The sequence below is a fragment of the Burkholderia sp. Ed8 genome (assembly GCF_040761425.1).
Classification (GTDB): Bacteria; Pseudomonadota; Gammaproteobacteria; order Burkholderiales; family Burkholderiaceae; genus Burkholderia; species Burkholderia seminalis.
Genome location: NZ_CP142885.1, coordinates 1,210,975 through 1,228,608, shown reverse-complemented (window position 1 = coordinate 1,228,608; position 17,634 = coordinate 1,210,975). Strand labels below are relative to the sequence as shown.

At 67.2% G+C, this 17,634-nt stretch carries 17 protein-coding genes; 11 read left to right on the top strand and 6 right to left on the bottom strand.

The genetic code is table 11. From position 1 onward, the window contains the following. Window position 1 precedes the first annotated feature (1 nt). Window positions 2-871: a sulfurtransferase gene (locus VXM69_RS05805; RefSeq protein WP_059558411.1), complete on the top strand. Its 870-nt coding sequence runs from the start codon at window positions 2-4 to the stop codon at window positions 869-871. Window positions 872-925: 54 nt separating this feature from the next. Here VXM69_RS05805 and VXM69_RS05800 read toward each other — a convergent pair whose 3' ends face one another. The 3 genes from VXM69_RS05800 to polA all read right to left on the bottom strand — a co-directional run bounded on the left by VXM69_RS05800 (window position 926) and on the right by polA (window position 6,562). Continuing rightward, window positions 926-1,801, bottom strand: coding sequence for a dienelactone hydrolase family protein (locus VXM69_RS05800; RefSeq protein ID WP_034185735.1), 876 nt, complete (start codon window positions 1,799-1,801; stop codon window positions 926-928). A 395-nt stretch (window positions 1,802-2,196) separates the two neighbouring features. Next, on the bottom strand, window positions 2,197-3,531 hold the full coding sequence (locus tag VXM69_RS05795; protein WP_049036581.1) for an NAD(P)/FAD-dependent oxidoreductase: 1,335 nt from the start codon (window positions 3,529-3,531) through the stop codon (window positions 2,197-2,199). Window positions 3,532-3,808: 277 nt separating this feature from the next. Beyond that, the gene (gene polA, locus VXM69_RS05790) at window positions 3,809-6,562 is read right to left on the bottom strand and encodes a DNA polymerase I (protein WP_367189139.1); all 2,754 of its coding nucleotides are present in this window, start codon (window positions 6,560-6,562) and stop codon (window positions 3,809-3,811) included. 1 nt (window position 6,563) lies between these two features. Between polA and VXM69_RS05785 the strand changes: the two genes are divergently transcribed. The 4 genes from VXM69_RS05785 (at window position 6,564) to VXM69_RS05770 (ending at window position 9,854) form a co-directional block, all read left to right on the top strand. Further along, on the top strand, window positions 6,564-7,322 hold the full coding sequence (locus VXM69_RS05785; RefSeq protein ID WP_034185732.1) for a TIGR00730 family Rossman fold protein: 759 nt from the start codon (window positions 6,564-6,566) through the stop codon (window positions 7,320-7,322). Window positions 7,323-7,712: 390 nt separating this feature from the next. Beyond that, on the top strand, window positions 7,713-8,012 hold the full coding sequence (locus VXM69_RS05780; protein WP_034185731.1) for a hypothetical protein: 300 nt from the start codon (window positions 7,713-7,715) through the stop codon (window positions 8,010-8,012). Window positions 8,013-8,148: 136 nt separating this feature from the next. Continuing rightward, entirely contained in the window at window positions 8,149-9,141 is a 993-nt protein-coding gene (locus VXM69_RS05775; protein WP_367189138.1) for a GlxA family transcriptional regulator, read from the top strand. A gap of 149 nt (window positions 9,142-9,290) precedes the next feature. Further along, window positions 9,291-9,854 (top strand): Tautomerase enzyme, encoded by a 564-nt coding sequence (locus tag VXM69_RS05770; protein ID WP_367189137.1) that lies wholly within the window; start codon window positions 9,291-9,293, stop codon window positions 9,852-9,854. 90 nt (window positions 9,855-9,944) lie between these two features. Here VXM69_RS05770 and VXM69_RS05765 read toward each other — a convergent pair whose 3' ends face one another. Then, on the bottom strand, window positions 9,945-11,471 hold the full coding sequence (locus VXM69_RS05765; protein WP_034185973.1) for an AMP nucleosidase: 1,527 nt from the start codon (window positions 11,469-11,471) through the stop codon (window positions 9,945-9,947). Between the two features lie 129 nt (window positions 11,472-11,600). Here VXM69_RS05765 and VXM69_RS05760 point away from each other — a divergent pair, with 129 nt between their 5' ends. The 5 genes from VXM69_RS05760 to VXM69_RS05740 all read left to right on the top strand — a co-directional run bounded on the left by VXM69_RS05760 (window position 11,601) and on the right by VXM69_RS05740 (window position 15,120). After that, the gene (locus tag VXM69_RS05760; protein WP_021160838.1) at window positions 11,601-11,996 is read left to right on the top strand and encodes a hypothetical protein; all 396 of its coding nucleotides are present in this window, start codon (window positions 11,601-11,603) and stop codon (window positions 11,994-11,996) included. A 101-nt stretch (window positions 11,997-12,097) separates the two neighbouring features. Beyond that, window positions 12,098-13,096 (top strand): homoserine kinase, encoded by a 999-nt coding sequence (locus tag VXM69_RS05755; RefSeq protein WP_034185729.1) that lies wholly within the window; start codon window positions 12,098-12,100, stop codon window positions 13,094-13,096. Next, window positions 13,087-13,896 (top strand): BPSS1780 family membrane protein, encoded by an 810-nt coding sequence (locus tag VXM69_RS05750; RefSeq protein ID WP_034185728.1) that lies wholly within the window; start codon window positions 13,087-13,089, stop codon window positions 13,894-13,896. Before VXM69_RS05755 ends, VXM69_RS05750 begins: the two co-directional genes overlap by 10 nt. Window positions 13,897-14,093: 197 nt before the next feature. Beyond that, window positions 14,094-14,546: a MarR family winged helix-turn-helix transcriptional regulator gene (locus VXM69_RS05745; protein WP_059558420.1), complete on the top strand. Its 453-nt coding sequence runs from the start codon at window positions 14,094-14,096 to the stop codon at window positions 14,544-14,546. Window positions 14,547-14,700: 154 nt separating this feature from the next. Next, window positions 14,701-15,120 (top strand): organic hydroperoxide resistance protein, encoded by a 420-nt coding sequence (locus VXM69_RS05740; protein ID WP_034185184.1) that lies wholly within the window; start codon window positions 14,701-14,703, stop codon window positions 15,118-15,120. A gap of 107 nt (window positions 15,121-15,227) precedes the next feature. Here VXM69_RS05740 and VXM69_RS05735 read toward each other — a convergent pair whose 3' ends face one another. Both VXM69_RS05735 and VXM69_RS05730 read right to left on the bottom strand, forming a co-directional pair. Next, window positions 15,228-15,404 (bottom strand): DUF3563 family protein, encoded by a 177-nt coding sequence (locus tag VXM69_RS05735; RefSeq protein WP_069245880.1) that lies wholly within the window; start codon window positions 15,402-15,404, stop codon window positions 15,228-15,230. Window positions 15,405-15,482: 78 nt separating this feature from the next. Beyond that, window positions 15,483-16,592 carry a PHB depolymerase family esterase gene (locus VXM69_RS05730; protein ID WP_069705000.1) on the bottom strand — a complete coding sequence of 370 codons (1,110 nt, stop codon included), beginning with the start codon at window positions 16,590-16,592 and terminating at the stop codon, window positions 15,483-15,485. A 259-nt stretch (window positions 16,593-16,851) separates the two neighbouring features. On the opposite strand from VXM69_RS05730, the gene VXM69_RS05725 reads away from it, so the two are divergent. After that, entirely contained in the window at window positions 16,852-17,550 is a 699-nt protein-coding gene (locus VXM69_RS05725; RefSeq protein ID WP_049028951.1) for a phosphatase PAP2 family protein, read from the top strand. Window positions 17,551-17,634: the final 84 nt, after the last annotated feature.

Genomic DNA, 17,634 nt, shown 5'->3' with positions numbered 1-17,634 from the left:
CATGCCACACACTCATTACACCACGCTCATCTCCGCCGCCAACCTCGCCGAGCGCCTGGCCGCGGCGCCCGGCAGCGTCGTCCTGTTCGACTGCCGCTTCGATCTCGCCGATCCCGGCGCAGGCGAAGCGGCCTATGCGGCCGGCCACCTCCCCGGCGCACACTACCTTCATCTCGACCGCGACCTGTCGGGCCGCAAGACCGGCACCAACGGCCGCCATCCGCTGCCGACCCGCGACGCATTCGCCACGCTGCTCGCCAGCCGCGGCGTCAAGCAAGGCCAGCAGGTAGTCGCATACGACGCGCAAGGCGGCGCGTATGCGGCGCGCCTGTGGTGGCTGCTACGCTGGCTCGGCCACGATTCGGTCGCCGTGCTCGACGGCGGCCTGCAGGCCTGGGAAGCAGCGGGCCAGCCGCTGACGGCCGACGTGCCGCAACCGGCCGCCGGCGATTTCCGCGCGGCAGCGCCGCTCGAATCGACGGTCGACGCGGCAGCCGTGCTCGCGAACGTGACGTCGCCCACGCGCATCGTGATCGATGCGCGCGCACCGGACCGCTACCGCGGCGAAAACGAAACGATCGATCGTGTCGGCGGCCACATCCCCGGCGCGCGCAACCGCTTCTTCAAGGACAACCTGAATGCCGACGGCCGCTTCAAGACCGGCCATGAATTGCGCGAAGCGTTCTCGACCGTACTGGCCGGCACCGAGCCGAACCGCGTGATCCTGCAATGCGGCTCCGGCGTGACCGCGTGCCACAACGCGCTGGCGATGGAGGTGGCGGGGCTGCACGGCGCATCGCTGTACCCGGGCTCGTGGAGCGAATGGAGCGCCGATCCGTCGCGGCCGATCGCCACCGGCCCGACACCGTAAGCACCGGCGTCACGCAGCAATGACGAAGCGGCGGCATGGGCCGCCGCTGCTCGTTTACATCACGCCGTACTTGTGGAACCACGCGATCGCGCGCTTCCAGCCGTCCTCGGCATCGCCCTTGACGTAGCTCGGCCGGTAGTCGGCGAAGAACGCGTGACCGGCATCCGGATACACGACGATCTCCGATTCGCGCGCGAGCTTCGAGTCGCTCGCCTGGATCGCCTTGCGCATGTCCGCGAGCGACGCCTGCGTGATGTTCGTATCCTTCTCGCCGTACAGCCCGAGTACCGGCACCTTCAGCGACGACGCATGATCGACCGGGTTGAACGGCGTCATCTCGTCGGTCTTGCCCTCGACGAAGCCATACCATGCAACGGCCGCGCGCACGTGCGGATCGTGCTCGGCATAGAGCCACGCCTGGCGCCCGCCCCAGCAGAAGCCCGTCACGCCGAGACGCGTCAGGTCGCCGCCGTTCTTGCCGGCCCACGCCACCGTCGCATCGAGATCCTCGGTGACCTGGCGGTCCGGCACCTTGCTGATGATGTGGTCGTACAGCTCCTTCATCGTCGGATACTTCGCCGCATTGCCCTGCCGCGCGAACAGGTCGGGCGCGATCGCAAGATAACCGAGCTTCGCGAAACGGCGGCAGACGTCGGCGATATGCGCGTGCACGCCGAAGATCTCGTGGATCACGATCACGACCGGCAGGTTCGTCTTGTCGGCCGGTTGCGCGCGATAAGCCGGCACGCTCGCGTCGCCCGAGCGGATCTCGACGGTGTCGACGTCCAGCCCGGCGCTGTCGGTCGTGACCGTCTGCGCCGAAACGGGCAGCACGGCCGCCGCGAAGGTGCCGCCCAGCGCGGCCTGCATGAACTTGCGGCGCGAGAACGGAACGTGGGGGACCAGGCTGTCGACTTCGGGTTTCAACATGAATGCACTCCTCGATTGGGCGCCGCCGTCACGATTCCGGATGCGTATGACGGGGCATCGCGCCGGCGCACGGCGCGGACGTCGCGGCGGTGGGCACCCCCGCCGCGGACGGAAACCCGGACAAGATGCCCAATAATCCGTTGTCGCGTCAACTGTCAGATGTGTAAGACTCGATTACGACGTGTTGCGTCGACCGCCTCGATCCCCACGCACAAGCCCGCTGGTGGCCTGTCGGATCATCGCCCGGCCCGTCGCCTGCCGGCCGTCGCGACTCGCCGGATGCTTGCCGATTGAAAAGAAAATCCCGCGGGCGATGCCGTCGCCTCCTGCAAAAACAACGGGCGGGGAACCTGCGCGACGCGCACGCTACCCGCCCGACCCGCGCGAACGCGCGATCAGTGCAGCTTGACGCGCGGCAGCGTCGTGCGCCGCAGCCAGTGCGCGACCGTGTCGAGGATCATCCGCGGATAGCCGTGCAGCGCCGCGATGTGCAGCCGGTACAGCGACATGTACATGAAGCGCGCGAACAGCCCTTCGATCAGCATGTTGCCGCCGATCAGCCCGCCCATCAGGTTGCCGACCGCGCTGAAGTGGCCGAGCGACACGAGCGAGCCGAAATCCTTGTACGTGAACTCGGGCAGCGGACGCCCTTCGAGCCGGCAGCCGATCGCCTTCAGCAGGAAGCTCGCCTGCTGGTGCGCAGCCTGCGCGCGCGGCGGCACGTTGCGTTCGTTGCCGGGCCACACGCACGCCGCGCAGTCGCCGAGCGCGAACACGTTGTCGTCGGTGAAGGTCTGCAGCGTGCGGCGCACGTCGAGCTGGCCGAGCTTGTTGACCTGCAGGCCGTCGAGATGCGACAGCACCGACGGCGCCTTGATGCCGGCCGCCCAGACCGTCAGGTCCGCACGCACCGCCTTGCCGCTCGCGGTATGCACGAACCCCGGCGCGACCTCGGTCACGCGCTCGCCGAGCATCAATCGCACGCCCAGCTTCTCGAGCAGTTCGGCCGTCGCGGTCGACACGCGCTCCTGCAATGCCGGCAGGATCCGCGGTCCCGATTCGATCAGCACGATGCCGACGTCGTGGCGCGGATCGAGCTTGTGCAGCCCGTACACGGACAGCACCTGCGCCGTGTTGCGCAGTTCCGCGGACAACTCGACGCCCGTCGCGCCGCCGCCGACGATCACGACCTGGATGCGCGGCTCGGCCGTTTCGCCCGGGGCGGTCGGCGCAGGCGCCTGGTGTTCGGCGCGCATGCACGCGGCGATCAGCCGCTTGCGGAAGCGCTCGGCCTCCCCGACCGTATCGAGCGCGATCGCGTTTTCCGGTGCGCCCTGCACGCCGAAGAAGTGGGTCGTACTGCCGATCGCGATCACGAGCGTGTCGTATTCCAGCTCGCGCGCCGGCAGCAGTTCCGCGCCGTCGCTGTCGTTGAGGGGCGACAACGTGACGCGCTTCGCCGTGCGGTCGAGCCCGGTGAGCTCGCCCTGCTGAAACTCGAAGCCGTGCCAGCGCGCCTGCGCCGCGTATTCGAGCTCCTGCGTGAACGGGTCCATGCTGCCGGCCGCAACCTCGTGCAGCAGCGGTTTCCAGATGTGGGTCGGATTGCGGTCGACGAGCGTGACAAGCGCACGCGCGGGACGATTGCCGCGCGCGCCGTAACGGTCGCCGAGCCGCGTCGCCAGTTCCAGGCCGCCCGCGCCTCCGCCTACGATGATGATCCGATGCATCTGATTCCCCCTTTGCGATTCGAAACTGCTGCCGCCGGGCAAAGCCAATGCGATGCATTCGCGCCGCCCGGTGGATTAACCGGTTCGGACACCATCGTTGTGCAGTTCGAAGCACTTCGATGCGACCGACCGGAACGCGGGGCGCGCGGCCCCGCGTCAATGACATGACTGACATGCATTGTCCGGGAGCTTGCGCGTTGACCACAAGCAAACCATCTCGATATTCAGCATCCCTGCAACAATATGCCGCGGGAAACGCGAACCGCACGGGGGTGCGTCAGTGTGCCTCTTCCCAGTTCGCGCCGGCACCGACCTCGGCGACGAGCGGCACCTTCAGCTTCGCGACGCCGCACATCATTTCCGGCAGTTTCTCGCGCACCAGCGACAGCTCGTCGTCGGGCACCTCGAGCACCAGTTCATCGTGCACCTGCATGATCATGCGCGACGCGAGCTTGTCGCGCGTGAGCCAGTCGTCCACCGCGATCATCGACAGCTTGATCAGGTCGGCGGCCGTGCCCTGCATCGGCGCGTTGATGGCCGCGCGCTCGGCCGCCTGGCGGCGCGGGCCGTTGCCGCCGTTGATTTCCGGCAGCCACAGGCGGCGGCCGAAAACGGTTTCGACGTAGCCCTTTTCCTTCGCCAGCGAGCGCGTGTCCTCCATGTACTGCGCGACGCCCGGGTAGCGGGCGAAATAACGGTCGATATAGAGCTTCGCCGCGTCACGCGTGATGCCGAGGTTCGACGCGAGGCCGAACGCGCTCATCCCGTAGATGAGCCCGAAGTTGATCACCTTCGCGATCCGGCGCTGGTCGGAATTGACCTCCAGCGGCGTCACGCCGAACACCTCGGCGGCCGTCGCACGGTGGATGTCCTCGCCCTGCGAGAACGCGCGCAGCAGCGACGCGTCGCCGGAGATATGCGCCATGATCCGCAGTTCGATCTGCGAATAGTCGGCCGACACGATCCGGTGACCCGGCGACGCGATGAACGCCTCGCGGATGCGCCGGCCTTCGGCCGTGCGCACCGGAATGTTCTGAAGATTCGGGTCGTTCGATGCGAGGCGGCCTGTCACCGCGACGGCCTGCGCATAGTTCGTGTGCACGCGCCCCGTCGAAGGGTTCACCATGCGCGGCAGCTTGTCGGTATAGGTCGACTTCAGCTTCGACAGCCCGCGATGCTCGAGCAGCAGCTTCGGCAGCGGGTAGTCCTCCGCCAGCTTCTGCAGCACCTCTTCGTCGGTCGACGGCGCACCGCTCGGCGTCTTCTTCACGACGGGCAACTGCAGCTTCTCGAAGAAGATCTGCCCGATCTGCTTCGGCGAGCCGAGATTGAATTCGCCGCCCGCCAGCTCGTACGCCTGCCCCTCGAGCTCGATCAGGCGCGTCGCGATTTCGGTGCTCTGCGCGTGCAGCCGCGCATCGTCGATCAGCACGCCCGTGCGCTCCATCTTGCGCAGCACGCGCGAGACCGGCATCTCGATCTCGCGATACACGCGCTCGAGGCCCGGCTCGCGCGCGACCTGCGGATACAGCACGTGATGAAGCTGCAGCGTGATGTCCGCATCTTCGGCCGCGTATTCGGCGGCTTGCGCAAGCGCCACTTCGTCGAAGCCGATCTGCTTCGCCCCCTTGCCCGCGACGTCTTCGTACTTGATCGTCTTGACGCCCAGATGACGCAGCGCGAGGCTGTCCATGTCGTGCGTGCGGTGCGATTCGACGACGTACGATTCGAGCAGCGTGTCGTGCTCGATGCCGTTCAGTTCGATGTCGTAGTTCGCGAGCACCTGCGCGTCGTACTTCAGGTGCTGGCCGACCTTCTTGCGGTCGGCCGATTCGAGCCACGGCTTCAGGCGCGCGAGCACCTCGTCGATCGGCAGTTGCTCGGGCATGTCGGGGCCGCGGTGCGCGACCGGCAGATACGCGGCCTTGCCCGGCTCGACCGAGAACGACAGGCCGACGAGGCGCGCGAGCATCGGGTCGAGCGCGGTCGTCTCGGTGTCGAACGCGGTCAGCTTCGCGCCGTTGATCTTCGCGAACCAGGCGTCGAACTGCTCCCAGGTCTGGATCGTGTCGTATTCGCGCACGATGTCGGCCGCCACCACCGGTGCCGGCTCGCCTTCCGGCGCATCGGCGCCGCCGCCTTCCGCCGGCGCGCTGTCGACTTCGCGCAGCCAGGTCTTGAAGCCGTAGCGCGCGAAGATGTCACGCATCATGTCGCGCGCTTCGCCGTCGCTCTTCAGCGACGCTTCGATCGACTCGAGATGCGGCGCGAGATCGCAGGCCGTCTCGACGGTCACGAGCTTGCGGCCGAGCGGCAGGAAATCGAGCGCGCGGCGCAGGTTGTCGCCGACCACGCCCTTGATCTCGCCCGCGTGCTCGATGACGCCGTCGAGGCTGTCGTATTGCGCGAGCCATTTCACGGCCGTCTTCGGCCCGCACTTCTCGACGCCGGGCACGTTGTCGACGGTATCGCCGATCAGTGCGAGGTAGTCGATGATGCGCTCGGGCGGCACGCCGAACTTCGCGATCACGCCGTCGCGGTCGAGCGTTTCGTTGGTCATCGTGTTGACGAGCGTGACGCGGTCGGTCACGAGCTGCGCGAGATCCTTGTCGCCGGTCGACACGATCACGTTCATCCCGTGCCGCTCGGCTTCGCGCGCGAGCGTGCCGATCACGTCGTCGGCCTCGACGCCTTCGACCATCAGCAGCGGCCAGCCGAGCGCGCGCACCGCGCCGTGGATCGGCTCGACCTGCAATGCAAGATCGGGCGGCATCGACGGACGGTTTGCCTTATAGTCGGCATAAAGGTCGTCACGGAACGTCTTGCCCTTTGCATCGAACACGCAAGCGCTATACTCTGCACTGACTTCCTTGCGCATACGGCGCAGCATGTTGATGATTCCGTAGAGCGCTCCGGTCGGCTCCCCGCCAGGGCCACGCAAATCAGGCATCGCATGGTAAGCCCGATACAGATAGCTCGAACCGTCAACCAATAGCAGGGTCTTACCTTCCAGATTTCGTTCTTCAGGCATTATGAACAAGAGAAAAGTGATTCCGAGTCTGCGTTCGCTCGCAGATCAAGAACGCGCGACGGCCAAGAAGGCGCGCGCATCGTGGCAGATGTTCACGATTATGGCAGAGTTTATCGAGGCGACCGAGTACCTGTCGGAGATCCGCCCGGCTGTCAGCATCTACGGTTCTGCCCGCCTCAAACCCGACACGCCGCACTACAAGCTCGCGGTGCAGATCGCGCGCAAGCTGTCCGACGCCGGCTTCGCCGTGATCTCCGGCGGCGGCCCCGGCATCATGGAAGCCGCGAACAAGGGCGCGCACGCCGGCAAGGCGCCATCGGTCGGGCTGAACATCGAGTTGCCGCACGAGCAGGCCGGCAACCACTACCAGGACATCTCGCTGCGCTTCCGCCACTTCTTCACGCGCAAGGTCACGTTCGTGAAGAACTCGGATGCGGTGATCGTGATGCCGGGCGGCTTCGGCACGCTCGACGAGCTGTCCGAAGTGCTCACGCTGATCCAGACGAAGAAGTCGCGCCTCGTGCCGATCATTCTGGTCGGCAGCGAGTTCTGGAAGGGGCTGCTGCAGTGGTTCCGCGACCAGCTGATCCCGATGGGCCTGATCAATCCGGACGACATGGATCTGATGCAGGTGATCGACGATCCCGACCAGGTGCTCGACGCGGTGCTCGCGTTCTACGAGGACAGCGGCGAGGAAGAAGGCTCGGACGACGACGGTCATCCGCCGCGGCCGGAAGAAGACCGGATGTTCTATCTGTAACGCATCCTTGGCAGCCGCCGGCCCGACGGCCGGCGTGCGGTTCGCCACGCGGCAGGCGGCGCCTCGGCTGCCTGCCGCGTGTCAGTTTGTAACGCACCGTTAATCCCGCTTTGCGGCCGCGTGCCGCCGAATGTCAAATTCGCACGGCCCGCGTGCCACGTTGCGGAGCGCCTGTCCGCACCCGCGGCTCGCCATTGTCAAATGGCGCTGGCGCATACCCGCACCCCGCCGCTGCCGGCCGGCAACCCTCCGTAACAAACCCGTCTCGCCTTTTCCGTCGCGTGCCCGCACACTGCATTCTGTCGGCGCGGCGTTCCCCCCGGTGGAACGATCCCCCTCGCTTCCATCGCGTCGTGCCGGCCTCTTTACAACGACATCACGGAAAAGAACATGCAACGCTCGCTGATCGCCCTCGCTTTCGCCGGCCTCGGCCTTTCGCTGTCCGGCCTCGCCCATGCCGTCAACGTCGACGTCAACATCGGCACACCCGCGCCGGTCGTCGTCGCGCCCGCGCCCGTCGTGGTCGCCCCGGCGCCGGCGGTCATCGTCGGCTGGCACGGCGACCGCTACTGGGACGGCCGCCGCTACTGGGAACGTCGCGAGTGGGAAGATCACCAGCGCTATCGCGGTCATGACGATCGTCGCGGTTATCACTGCCCGCCGGGACACGCGAAAAAGGGCGAGTGCTGAGCGACACTGCACGTTCACCCGCTACGCACGGCCGTCCGCGCGCTTCGCCGCCGGGCGGCCGTTTGATTTTCGGCAGCCGATATCGCATGAGGCCGAATGGTAGGATTGCCCTCGTCCAGGGCCCCTTCCGCCACTCATGCCGCTCATCCGAATCTGGGCCGTCGACTACGCCCTCGCGTCCGGCATCGCCGCGCCGACCGACATCCTGACGGCGGCCAACCATCTCGCGTCGTCGATGCCGCCCGGCCACGCGGCCGCGCCGTTCCGCTGGCGCGTCGAATCGGTCGATGGACGGCCCGTGCGCACGGCCTCCGGCCAGCTCCTTCCGGTCGACGGCGCAATCGACGGCGGCAGCCGCGCCGACGCGATCTGGCTCACGGGTCCGTTCGTCGCCGATCTCGACCGGCTGCTGGACCGGCCCGCACCGCTCGCCCCGCTGCTCGATGCACTGCGCCGGCAACACGCGCGCGGCACGCTGATCGCGACGTACTGCACCGGTGCGTTCCTGCTCGCGGAAGCCGGATTGCTCGACGGCCGCGTCGCCACGACGCACTGGTCGAAAGCCTCGAGCTTCCGCGCGCGTTATCCGGACGTGGCGCTACGCGCGTCGGACGTCCTGACCGAACAGGATGGCATCCTGTGCGGCGGCGCCGTCACGTCGTACCAGACTCTCGCGCTGCGGGTCGTCGACAAGCTGGCGAACGCGCGCCTGGCCGCGTCCGTCGCCCGGCTCATGCTGATCGACGTGAACCGCGACTCGCAGGACTCGTTCATCGACCTCGACCGGATGGGCCACCATCGACACGACGATCCGGCCATCGCGCGCGCGCAACGCTGGATGGAAAAGCATCTGCGCGAGCCGTTCAGCCTCGCGCGGTTGAGCGACCACGTCGCGATGAGCGAACGCACGCTGCATCGCCGCTTCCGGGATGCGGTCGGCGCCCCGCCGCTCCGGTATCTGCAGACGCTCAGGATCGAAGTCGCGAAGCGGCTGCTCGCGGAAACGAAGCTCGCGATCGATGCGGTGTGCGAACGCGTCGGGTACGCGGACATCAGCGGTTTCCGGCAACTGTTCAAGCGCGAAACCGGCATCTCTCCCGGCGAATATCGTCGTCGTTTCGCGCGCTAGCCCGACTGGAACGGGCGCGGGACACGCTGTCGGGAATGGCATCGTCGAATGGCAGTTTCGCCACTTCGCGCGTCGGCATGCGGTTCATACACTGGATTCACGTCGCCGGAACCGGAGCGACGCCGCCTCCACCGAACCAGGACACCGCCATGCCGATGATCGACGTCACCCTCCCCGAAGGGGCACTCGCGCCGCACGCCGAAGCGCAACTGATGAACGAGCTGACCGGGACACTGATCCGTCACGAAGGACTCGATCCCGACGATCCGCGCGTGCGGGACGTGACCTGGATCTTCGTCCATCGGCCGGCGGCCGTATATCGCGCCGGTGCCGTCGCGCCTGCGCCGCTCTACCGGATCGTGCCGACCGTGCCCGAAGGACAGTACACGGACGCCGCGCGTGCGGCGCTGATCGCCGACGTGACCGCCGCCGTCGCACGCGCGGAAGGTGCGGCGGTCGACGCCGTCGCGACACGCGTGTGGGTCTTTCCAACGGAAATCGACGACGGCTGCTGGGGCAGCCGCGGCACGGTGCGTCGCCTGCCGGACATCATGGAGTATTTCGGTGGCACGACATTGCGGGCGCTCGGGGAACGACGCCTGGCGACCAAGCGGCGCGCGGATGCGGGCCGGGTCGTCGATGCCGTGCGCGATTCGATGCGGGAAACGGATCGGAACGGGTTTCACGAACCGGCTGCCGGCGTCGTGTGCTGACGGCGGTTGGCAGAAGGAAAGCGGCCGTGCCCCGGTAGGCGGTTGCGTCGACCATCGCGACGCGCATCCTGGCCGGGGCCGGCATTTACGTCACTGAAACGCCACTTCCGCAAAGCTCCGCAGCTTGCGGCTATGCAGCTTGTCGAGCCCGTTGGTCCGCAGGATCTCCATCGCCCTCACGCCGATCTGCAGATGCTGATCGACCTGCCCGCGATAGAACGTGTCGGCCATGCCGGGCAGCTTCAGCTCGCCGTGCAGCGGCTTGTCCGACACGCACAGCAGCGTGCCGTACGGCACGCGGAAGCGGAAGCCGTTCGCGGCGATCGTCGCGCTTTCCATGTCGAGCGCGATCGCTCGGCTCTGCGACAGCCGCTGCACCGGCTCGCGATGATCGCGCAGTTCCCAGTTGCGGTTGTCGACGCTCGCGACCGTACCCGTGCGCATCACGCGCTTCAGTTCCGCGCCCTCCAGCCGCGTGACGTCGGCCACCCCGCGCTCGAGTGCGAGCTGCACTTCGGCCAGCGCCGGAATCGGCACCCACAGCGGCAGGTCGTCGTCGAGCACGTGATCCTCGCGCACGTAACCGTGCGCGAGCACGTAATCGCCGAGACGCTGCGTGTTGCGCAGCCCCGCGCAGTGGCCGAGCATCACCCACGCGTGCGGACGCAGCACCGCGATGTGATCGGTGATCGTCTTCGCGTTCGACGGACCGACACCGATGTTGACCATCGTGATCCCGCTGCCGTCCGCGCGCTTCAGGTGATAGGCGGGCATCTGCGGCAGGCGCGGCGGCGCGGCGCCCTCGGACGGCTCGCTGCCGAGGTTCGCGTTGTACGTGACGACATCGCCCGGCTCGACGAACGCGCTGTACTGGCTGCGGTAGGCGCGCACCTCGGGATCGTCGCTTTCCGTCATCACCGTGCGGCCCAGCTTCACGAATTCGTCGATGTAGAACTGATAGTTCGTGTAGAGCACGTAGTTCTGGAAGTGCGTGGGCGACGTCGCCGTGTAGTGACGCAACCGGTGCAGCGAGAAATCGACGCGCGCGGCCGTGAACAGCGCGAGCGGATGCGGCTCGCCCGGCGCCGGCTCGAACGTGCCGTTGACGATACGGTCGTCGAGATACGACAGGTCGGGCGTGTCGAAGATGTCGCGCATCGCGAGCAGGCGGTCGCGGTCGAGCTCGCCCTCGAGATGGATGCCTTCCGGAAACGCGAAATGAATCGGAATCGGCTGCGACGACACGCCGATCTCGATCTTGACATGATGGTTCTTCGACAGCAGGCGCAACTGCTCGCGATAGTAGTTCGCGAAGAGATCGGGGCGCGTGACCGTCGTCTCGAACACGCCCGGGCCCGCGACGAAACCGTACGAGCGGCGCGAATCGACGTGCGTGTTGACGTCGGTGCGGATCCGCACGAACGGATAACACGCGCGCACGTGCTCGGTAATCGGTTCGTGGCGGCGATAGCGCGCGAAGGCGTCGCGCAGGAAACCGGTATTCGTGTCGTAAATCGCGGACAGCCGCGCAACGGCGGCGATCGGGTCGTCGAAAGCCTCGACCGACGGGCTGTCGGGCGACAGCACGCGGTGCCGGCGGCTCAAATCGTTCTTCATTTTCATCACCTCGTCTGATCGAACGACATTACCACGGAACCCGGTCACCCTTGTGGCCGGCCCTGCGCACGCCAAGGCCGGATGGCGCGCAGTATTTGCTAAAATCGGTAGGTTCACTGGAGACTCATCATGAAGCCGCTCATTCTCGTCGTCGCTGCCGCCGCGTTTGCCGCCGCCAGCGCCGCTTACGCCGCCGGCGGCACGCCTGACGCCGACGCGCAGGCCCGGGCCGAGGCCAACGAGGCCGCCGGCCTGCCCGATCTCCGCAAGATCAACCGGCCGGGCGCCGAAGTCACGTCGAAAGTGGACTTCGCGGACATCCGCCGCACGCCGAGCTTCCACGAAAAGAGCAAGAACGGCACCGAGGTCACCGAGTACCGCGACCGCGGCAAGCCGGTCGAGATCGACGTGAAGTCGAATTTCGGCACGCGCTACCAGATGAGCTCGACGCCGGACACGTCGCCGAAGCCGCACGACGCGGGCATCCCGATCACGCGGCTGCCGTCGCTGAATCTGCGCTACTGATTCCGTGGCCCGCCGCATCGTTCGCGGCACGCCGCCTCCCTTCACCTGCTGTCGCGACGCACGCCGCCCGCGTGCCGACACCCTGACCTGACGCATCCCGCATGGCCGTTTTCACTGCTGTTTCCGACTCCGATCTCGCGCAATGGATGCGCCACTACGAACTGGGCGACGTGCTTGCGTTCCGCGGCATTCCGTCCGGTATCGAAAACAGCAATTTCTTCCTGACGACGACGCGCGGCGAGTACGTCCTCACGATCTTCGAAAAGCTCTCGGCGCAACAGCTGCCGTTCTACCTCGACCTGATGCGCCACCTGGCCGGCCACGGCGTGCCGGTGCCGGACCCGATTCCGCGTGACGACGGCGCGTTGTTCGGCGAGCTGCACGGCAAGCCGGCCGCGATCGTCACGAAGCTCGACGGCGCGGCGGAACTCGCGCCGGGGGTCGAACACTGCATCGAGGTCGGGCAGATGCTCGCGCGCCTGCACCTCGCCGGGCGCGACTATCCGAACCACCAGCCGAACCTGCGCAGCCTGCCGTGGTGGCAGGAAAACGTGCCGGCGATCGTGCCGTTCATCACCGACGCGCAACGCGCGCTGCTCGAAGGCGAGCTCGCGCACCAGGCGGCCTTCTTCGCGTCGGACGACTACGCGGCGCTGCCGGCCGGCCCTTGCCATTGCGACCTGTTCCGCGACAACGTGCTGTTCGCGCACGCGGCGCCCGGCACCGGCCACGACGTGCGGCTCGGCGGCTTCTTCGACTTCTATTTCGCCGGCTGCGACAAGTGGCTGTTCGACGTCGCGGTGACGGTCAACGACTGGTGCGTCGACCTCGCGACCGGCGTGCTCGACGCTGCGCGCGCCGATGCGCTGCTGCGCGCGTACCAGACCGTGCGACCGTTCACGGCCGAGGAGCGGCGCCACTGGAGCGACATGCTCCGCGCGGGCGCGTACCGCTTCTGGGTATCGCGCCTGTACGACTTCTACCTGCCGCGTGCGGCCGAAATGCTCAAGCCGCACGACCCCGGTCATTTCGAACGCATCCTGCGCGAGCGCATCGCGCATACGCCCGCGCTTCCCGAGATCCAAACCGCATGCAACTGATCGAAGTGCCCGCCAAAACGGGCTATGTCTGGTTCCGTCAAGGCGTCTGGCTGTTCCGCCGGAATCCGCTCGCCTTCATCACGCTGTTCTTCACGTACCTGCTGGCGATCACGCTGGTGTCGATGGTGCCCGTGATCGGCTCGGCGCTGCCGCTGGTCTTCATCCCCGGCATCGCGGTCGGCTTCATGGCCGCGTGCCGCGACACGGTGGCCGGCAAACCCGTGATGCCGACGATCCTCGTCGACGGCTTCCGCTCGTACGGCACCGTCGCGACCCAGCGGCTGCTGGTGCTCGGCCTGATCTACGTCGCGTCGATGGTGCTGGTGTTCGCCGCTTCGTCGTTCGTCGACGGCGGCGCGCTGTTCCACGTGATGATGGGCGCGGCCGACGAAGCCAGCGCGACGCCGGAATCGCTGGCCGCGCAAGGCACGCTCGGCGCGCTGTTTTTCGCGACGCTGCTCTATCTGCCGGTCGCGATGCTGTTCTGGTTCGCGCCGGTGCTGGTCGCATGGCATGACGTGCCGCCCGCGAAGGCGCTGTTCTTCAGCGTCGTCAGCTGCTGGCGCAATCGCGGCGCGTTCGTCGTGTACGGCATGCTGTGGTTCGCCGTCGCGCTCGGCACGTCGCTCGCGCTGTCGCTGCTGCTGCAGGCGCTCGGCGCCGGCGCCTACGCGCTGACGATCATGATGCCGGTGACGATCATCATCGTCACGATGCTGTACTGCTCGTTCTACGCGACCTATCGCGGCTGCTTCGGCGTGCAGGAGCCGGGCGCGCCGACGGCCACGTCGGGCCGCTGACACCCCTGGCCGGCGCACGGCGCCGGCCGGCACGCCGTTCATCGCGCCGGGTCGCCACCCCGGCGCACCGCCGATCTCCCCTTTCCCGCCTCCACTACCGGCAAACCCTCGCCGGGCGCCCCCTGTTCAATGCGATTTTTTGCGCGCAAAATAATTTGTGTACAAATTGTTTGCGCGTCTACCGCGCCCTTCGACTCATGGACCGCCTACCCGCCCTGCCCCAGACGCTCGACGAGCAACTGTGCTTCGCGCTGTACTCGACTTCGCACGCGATGACGAAGGCGTACAAGCCGCTGCTCGACAAGCTGTCGCTGACCTATCCCCAATATCTGGCGATGCTCGTGCTGTGGGAACGCGACGACATCGCGGTGAAGGACATCGCCGCGCGGCTCGATCTCGACCCGGCGACCGTCACGCCGCTGCTCAAGCGGCTGGAGGCGCTCGGTTACATCGAACGCGTGCGCAGCGCAGCCGACGAACGCGTCGTGAACGTGCGCGTCACGCCGCAGGGCCGCGCACTGAAGGATCGCGCACGCTCGGTGCCCGCCGATCTCTTTTGCGCCATGCAGCAGACGCCCGAATTCCTGATCCGGCTGCGCGCCGACCTCCAGCAGTTGCGCGACGCGCTGTCGGCCGCCAACGAACGCTGATACGCGCACGCCGACCGACCGGCCCGGCGCTGCCGGGTTTTTCTTGCAAATTTCATTTGCACACTAATGATTAGTGTTCTATATTTTGTGCGTGGCCGGCGACATCCCGTTTGACCGGACCGCTTTTCCTCTTTTCCCGACAAGGAGCTGCACGATGAACATTCTGTACAAGACCAGCGCCACGAGCACGGGCGGCCGCGACGGCCGCGCGGTTTCCGCCGACAACAAGCTGGAAGTGAAGCTGGCCGCGCCGCGTGAACTCGGCGGCACGGGTGCGGAAGGCACGAATCCGGAGCAGCTGTTTGCCGCAGGTTACTCGGCCTGTTTCCTGAGTGCGATGAAATTCGTCGCCGGCCAGAACAAGCAGGCGCTGCCGGCCGATACGCAGGTCACGGCGGAAGTGGGTATCGGCCCGAACGACGCCGGCGGCTTCGGGCTCGACATCGAGCTGCGCGTATCGCTGCCCGGCCTCGACAAGGCCGACGCGCAGGCGCTGGTCGAAAAGGCCCACCACGTGTGCCCGTATTCGAACGCCACGCGCAACAACGTGCCGGTGCGCCTGACGGTCGTCTGACGCGACGCAGGACCGCCCACGCAAAAAGGGCGCGTGCGGCCACTTGCCGCACGCGCCCTTTTGCGCGATTCGTCGAAACGGCGGGCCAGCGTGCCCGCCTGCGCTGCTTAGCGCGAGCCGATCGAGTACGGGCGATTCATCGCCGCTTCGCGATCGATCTTGCGCATGCGGAATTCGAGATCGTAGATGTCGGTGGCATCGGCCAGGTACGCGTCGGCGCGCTCTTTCGCGGCCTTTTCGGCGTTCTTGGTCAGCATCAGGAAGAGGTGGCTCAGCAGGTACATGGCGATCTCGCTTTCAATGGTCTTGGACTAGGGTTTTCCCGAATTATAGGGAAAACCCTATGCTTTGGCCAGCGTTGCTTAGACGATGCGTCGTTCGGTCGCCACAGTCCGTTGATTCGCCTCGAAAAAAGCCCAGATCATCGCGCTCGCATCGGGGCCGACCGCCGCATGAAACGCCACGGCGTCGTCGCCGCCGGCCCACGCATGATCGAGCCCTTTTACGTGACAAAGCCGCACGACCGGCTCGCCGTCGCGGCAGACGTCGGTGATCTGCGCGCCTGCTTCGCGCGTCTCGACGCGCTCGCCGCCGCGCAGTGCGCCGCGGGCATCGGCCAGCCCGTTCAGGCGCATGAACTGCACCGTCAGCTGGTCGGCGTTCTTCGGCGCGACGACGTGATCGCCGTCGCCCTGGACGATCAGGGCGGGCATGCCGGGATACGCGGCCACATCGACCAGGGCGTCGATCACCGCGGCCGGGTTCTGCCGCAGGCCGCGCCGCATCACGTCCATCGCCGTGATGCCGGAATTCGCCTCGCCGAGCGCGGGGCCCGAGTGCAGCGCCACCGCCGCGAAGCGGTCCGGATGGTGCAGCGCAAGAAGCGACGCGAGCCCCGCGCCGGCCGACAGCCCCGCCACGTAGACGCGCGACGCATCGAAACCGTGTTCGTCGACGAGCGCATCGACCAGCGACGCCACCGCGTTCGCCTCGCCGCGGCCCGCGCGGTCGGTATCTTCATACCAGTGCCAGCAGCCGTGCGCGTGCGCCCGCAGCGACTGCTCCGGATACAGCACCGCGAAACCGTGCTTGTCGGCCAGCAGGTTCATCCGCGTGCCCTGCACGAATTCGTCGACGGACTGCTGGCAGCCGTGCAGCATCACGACGAGCGGCATCGCGCCGCGCCGGCGGCCGGGCGGCACGTACAGGCCGTACGCGAGATGCTGGACGAGGCGCCCGAGCGCGGGCGCCATCGGGTATTCGCCGCGCGTCCACTCGCCCGCCGCCCATGCGGCGGCACGCGGGCGCACGCGCGATTCGCGTGGCGGGGACAGATCGGATGCGGCGGGAGAAGCCGCAGCCTCGAGTGCGTCGCGTGTGATGCGCTGTGCATCGCGCGCCGCGCGCTTCGCGGCCGGAGAGAGCATGCGTTTCATGCCGCCCAGCCACACCTTGGTCAGACTTTTGGTCATCGATCGGGCTCGCAGTCAGGAAAAATAGGGGCACCATGAAGGCGCCGCAACGGATGCATCGTTCGACTTTGTGCAATGCACCATAACATTGTTTCCAGGATTTTTCCTGCATGCGCATCGTTCCCGGCGGCGCAAAAAACGGGCCGCATGCACATGCGGCGCTATACTGGGGTTTCGCCGCTTGTATCCGTTGTAGTCGTTCTTCCAGGCTCGCGCGTTGATTTAAGCATTCTCCCCGCCTTCGTCCGTCCCCTTCCCGATGTTCGACCTGTCGTCTCACCTGTGGATCATGATCACCGCGTTCGGCGGCGCCGGCCTGACCTTGCCGCTCGCGATCACGATCGCCGTCTGGCTGGCGCTCGGTTACTCGTGGCGGCGCGCGGCCGCATGGCTCGCCGTGCTGGCGGCCGCGATCGGCGTGGTGGCGCTCACGAAGATCGCGTTCCTCGGCTGGGGCATCGGCATCCGCGCGTGGGATTTCACGGGGTTCAGCGGCCACGCGATGCTGTCGACGTCGGTGTATCCGGTCGCGATCTTCCTCGCGCTGATCCGCACGCGCACGCCGGTGAGAATCGCCGGCATCGCACTCGGGCTCGCGGCCGGCATCGCGGTCGGCGTGTCGCGCGTCGCACTCGACGCGCATTCGCCGTCCGAATCGATCACCGGCTGCATCGTCGGCGCGATCGCCGCGCTCGCGTTCGTTGCCGGGTCGTGGCGCGCGGTGCCGCACCGCTGGTCCGTGCCGGCGGTCGTCGCGAGCCTCGCGATCGTCACCGTCGCGCTGCACGGCATCACGGTGCCGTCGCATCGCTGGGTCACCAAGGTCGCGCTGCAACTGTCCGGCCACGAGCGCCCGTTCGTCCGCGCGCGCTGGAAGGCCAACCCGAACTACCATCCCGCGTCGCAGCCGTCGTCGCTGCAGCGCACCGAATCGTCGGCGCACGCGCTGCGCACGTGACGGGCCGCCCGGCCGCCCCGTTCCAGGTCTGACCATTTCATGCGCGCCGTCGCATGAGCGGTATGTCGAGCGTTATAACCCGCC